Raw genomic sequence first — 3,780 nt, 5'->3', positions numbered from 1 at the left:
AGCTGCGCCAGGTGCAGGGCACCGCGGCGTGGGTCGTCCCCTCGGCCGAGCGGACCGCCTACGCCCTGCCCCGCCGGCGCGACGGCATCGTCGTGACCCAGGGCACGCTCGACGGCCTGGACGAGGACCAGATCGCCGCGGTGCTCGCGCACGAGCACGCGCACGTCCGCGGCCGGCACCACGCGGTCATAGGAGCTCTGCAGACCCTCGCCGGGCTCTTTGCCGCGGTCCCGCTCGTCGCCGCTGCCCCGGCCGCCGTCGCCGGGTACGCCGAGATGGCCGCCGACGACGCCGCCCGGCGTGCGCGTGGCACCCGTGCCCTTGCGGGGGCGCTGCTGGCACTGCACCGCCCGGGCGCATCCACGCCACTGCCCGCCCTCGCGCTGCACGCCGCGCGGCACCTGCCGCTCTCCCGGGCTCAACGGCTGGTCGCGGCAGCGCCACCCCCGCCCCGTGCGGGGGTCGCCGTCGTCGCCGCCTACCTCTTCGCCATGATCGGTGCGGTTCTCCTGGTCTCCGTCCCGTACCTGTCGATGGCGGTCACCGCCAGCTGCTGACAGCCAGCGGCCGACCGGACGACGGACAAGGAGTGCCACACATGACCGCCAGCCCAGTTCCGGCCGAGACCGAGACCGAGACCGACCCACGGGATGCCGGCGCGCCGCTCACCGCTGCGCGACGGCGCGGCACCTCGTACGTCCGGGACCTGACGACGCTCCTCTCGACGGGCTCCGTGGCGCCACTCCTCGTCAGCGCCGTGGGCGGGTGGCTGACCAACCTCGCCTTTCCGGACCGCGGCTGGTGGCCGTTGGCCTACCTCGGCGTCGCCATGCTCCTGCTCGCGCTGCGGGACGCGCGAACGGCACGGTCCGGGCTCGTCGGTCTGCTGTGGGGCCTCTCCTTCTTCCTCCCGCACGTCTCCTGGGCGGTCGACGCGACCGGCTCGCTCCTGCCATGGGTCGCACTCAGCCTCTCGCAGGCACTCTATGTCACTGGCTTCGCGATCTCGTGGACGCTGGCCCAGCGGAGCGCCTGGGTCGGGAAGCACCCTCTGGTCCGCGCCGCCGCGGCGGCCGCTGTTAGGGTGGCGATCGAGCAGCTGCGGGGCTCGTGGCCGTTCGGTGGGTTCCCTTGGGGCAATCTTGCCTTCTCCCAGGTCGACGCCCCGCTGCTGCCGCTGGCCGCGTACGGTGGCGAGGTCCTGGTCTCCGCGACAGTGGTGGTCATCGCGGCGCTGATCGCGCACGTGGTGGCGCAGGGACGGCGATCGAGCGGCCTCGGGCTGCTGAGCGTCGCCCGTGGCGTCCTCGCCCTGTCCCTCGGACCGTGGCTCCTTCCTCTCTCGACCGGCGCGGAGGCCGGAGAGCTGCGCGTGGGCGCCGTTCAGGGGAATGTCCCGCAGCAGGGCGCCCACTGGGCGGCTCAGGCGCGCGAGGTGACGGCCAACCATGCCGCGGGCACCCGACAGCTCGGGGAGTCGGTGGGTTCGGACGGTTTGGACCTCGTGCTCTGGCCGGAGAGCGCCGCGGACATCGACCCACGAACCGACGCGGAGCAGGCCGCCACGGTCGCGTCGGCCGCCGAAACGCTGGACGCGCCGCTGCTGATAGGGACACAGCGGTTCCCCGACGGCCAGGACGTCCGCTACAACGAGATGGTGCTGTGGCAGGCGGATCAGGGAGCCGGCGCGGCCTACGCCAAGCAGCACCCGGTCCCGTTCGGGGAGTACGTGCCCTACAGAGACTTCTTCCGCCAGATCACCCCACTGGTGGACCTGGTCGGAACCGACATGGCGGCGGGCGCGGACCCCGCCCTGATGTCCGTCCCCGTCGAGCGGCTCGGCCGCGCTGTCGACGTCACCGTGGGCATCTGTTTCGAGGTCGCCTACGCCGACCTGATCGGCGAAGGCGTGCGCGGCGGCGGGGAGCTCATCGTCGTCCCCACCAACAACGCATCCTTCGGCCACTCCGCGGAGTCGACGCAGCAGCTGGCCATGTCACGGTTCCGCGCGGTGGAGCACGGCCGGGCGACTGTCCAGATCTCCACGGTCGGCGCCAGCGGCATCGCGCTGCCCGACGGAGCCCTGCTCCAGCGCACGGGCCTGTTCACCGCAGAGCAGATGACAGCGACGCTGCCGCTGCGCACCAGCCTGACTCCCGCCACAAGGCTTGGCACGGTTCCCAGGACGGTCGTCTGGATCCTGGCCGCCGCCGCCGTGGGGTGCGGTGTGCTGAGCCGCCGGCGCAGCGGCCTGCGCGAGCATGATCGACTCGTCGGCGGCCGCCAGCAGGAGCTCGAGGGCTAGCACGCGAGGAACTCCACCGGCCTTCCGGGGAACGTCAGGCCAGAGTTGTCTCCAGTAGCCCCAGGTCCTGCGCCACCCAGGGGAACACCCAGGTGAACAGCGCCCAGACGACGACGAGGCCGAGCACGACCGCCTCGATCACCCGCAGCCACCGCGGTCCGGGCAGGATCCGCCAGATCGCCGCGTACATCAAGAACCCTCCAGAAGCTCGGCCGGCATGCCCTCCGCCCGGGGAACCCATCCGGCGAGCTCACCGTGGGTGATCCAGCGCTCGCGGGTGCTCCACAAGCATCAGCTCTCCCGCCAGGCCGGCCAGGGCGGCAGCGAAGCTTCGCCGCGCCCGCCTGCCACCGCCGGCGCGCCTGCGACGAGCCTCCGTCGGCGCCTCGGTGGTGACCACGAACACGACGCTACTGGACACCTCCGTCCGGAGAGAACGCTCGACTCTCCCGCGACCGTGTCACGGACGCCCGGCGAGACTCTCCCCTTGCCGTCCCGATCGATACCCCGTAGGGTATTTTGGTCGCCGATTCGGCGCGGCACCCCCCAACCTCAGGAAACGGATTCGTGACAGCTCTCAACACCGACAGGACGACAGACCAGACCGTGCTCAACCCCGACGCGCTCGCCGAGCGGCTCAGCTCGACGACGCCCCCGCGCCTGATCGACGTCCGCACCCCGGCCGAGTTCGAGACGGTCCACATCCCCGGGGCGTACAACGTCCCGCTGGACACGCTCAAGGAGCACCGCGAGGAGATCGCCGGGCATCTCGACGAGGACGTCGTCCTTGTCTGCCGCTCGGGACAGCGAGCCACCCAGGCGAAGGAGGCCCTGGCCACGGCCGGGCTCCCGAACCTGCACCTGCTCGACGGCGGCATGCAGGCCTGGCAGGCCTCCGGCGGTGAGGTCCGGCGCGGGAGGCAGAAGTGGGACCTCGAGCGTCAGGTCCGGCTCGTGGCCGGCACGGTCGTGCTCAGCAGCATCCTCGCGAGCACCCGCGCCCCGGGCGCGAAGTGGCTCGCCGCCGCTCTCGGCGGCGGCCTCACCGCCGCCTCGCTGACCAACACCTGCGCGATGGGCGCGGCGCTGTCGAAGCTTCCGTACAACCGCGGAGCGTCGCTGGACCCGGCCGACGCGATCGCACAGCTCAGGCCGGACACCCACACCGTCTGACGAGTACCTCCGCCGCCCTGGTGCGGTGAAGTACTCAGCTGGAGCCGCCCCGTCCATGCGCGGGGCGGCTCCTCTCTCCACTCCCTCGAGGTTCAGCCCTATGGCCCACCACGCCGCACTGCCCGACAACCGCCTGGACCAGGACGTGGTCCAGCGCCGCACCGTCCGCACGATGACCCTCGCGCAGATCTTCAGCGCCCTGGGCAACGGGTCCACCCTGGCGCTCGGCTCGATCCTCGCCGTCGACCTGTCCGGGAACGAAGCATTCGCCGGCACAACGACCACAGCGCTGACCCTGGCGG

Annotated in this window: 4 protein-coding genes and 1 pseudogene; 4 read left to right on the top strand and 1 reads right to left on the bottom strand. The window is 72.2% G+C overall.

Annotated features, from left to right (window positions below):
- Both ABD774_RS19815 and lnt read left to right on the top strand, forming a co-directional pair.
- On the top strand, window positions 1-557 hold a 557-nt coding region (locus ABD774_RS19815), incomplete at its 5' end, for a M48 family metalloprotease (RefSeq protein ID WP_345045131.1).
- Between the two features lie 41 nt (window positions 558-598).
- Window positions 599-2,305, top strand: a complete 1,707-nt coding sequence (lnt, locus tag ABD774_RS19810; protein WP_345045130.1) for an apolipoprotein N-acyltransferase — start codon at window positions 599-601, stop codon at window positions 2,303-2,305.
- Window positions 2,306-2,339: 34 nt separating this feature from the next.
- On the opposite strand, the gene ABD774_RS19805 is transcribed toward lnt, so the two are convergent.
- On the bottom strand, window positions 2,340-2,495 hold the full coding sequence (locus ABD774_RS19805; protein ID WP_345045128.1) for a hypothetical protein: 156 nt from the start codon (window positions 2,493-2,495) through the stop codon (window positions 2,340-2,342).
- Between the two features lie 377 nt (window positions 2,496-2,872).
- On the opposite strand from ABD774_RS19805, the gene ABD774_RS19800 reads away from it, so the two are divergent.
- Both ABD774_RS19800 and ABD774_RS19795 read left to right on the top strand, forming a co-directional pair.
- On the top strand, window positions 2,873-3,478 hold the full coding sequence (locus ABD774_RS19800; protein ID WP_345045127.1) for a rhodanese-like domain-containing protein: 606 nt from the start codon (window positions 2,873-2,875) through the stop codon (window positions 3,476-3,478).
- Between the two features lie 100 nt (window positions 3,479-3,578).
- Window positions 3,579-3,780 (top strand): annotated as a pseudogene (locus ABD774_RS19795) (hypothetical protein); the annotation flags it as partial.

The sequence above is a fragment of the Georgenia daeguensis genome (assembly GCF_039537705.1).
Lineage (GTDB): Bacteria > Actinomycetota > Actinomycetes > Actinomycetales > Actinomycetaceae > Georgenia > Georgenia daeguensis.
Note: the sequence above shows the minus strand (reverse complement) of the source record. Positions and strands in the feature narration are given on the sequence as shown.

Excerpts from the sequence above, each read along its gene's own strand:
- ABD774_RS19805 (WP_345045128.1), bottom strand. The coding sequence starts at position 2,495 with ATGTACGCGGCGATCTGGCGGATCCTGCCCGGACCGCGGTGGCTGCGG.
- lnt (WP_345045130.1), top strand. The coding sequence starts at position 599 with ATGACCGCCAGCCCAGTTCCGGCCGAGACCGAGACCGAGACCGACCCA.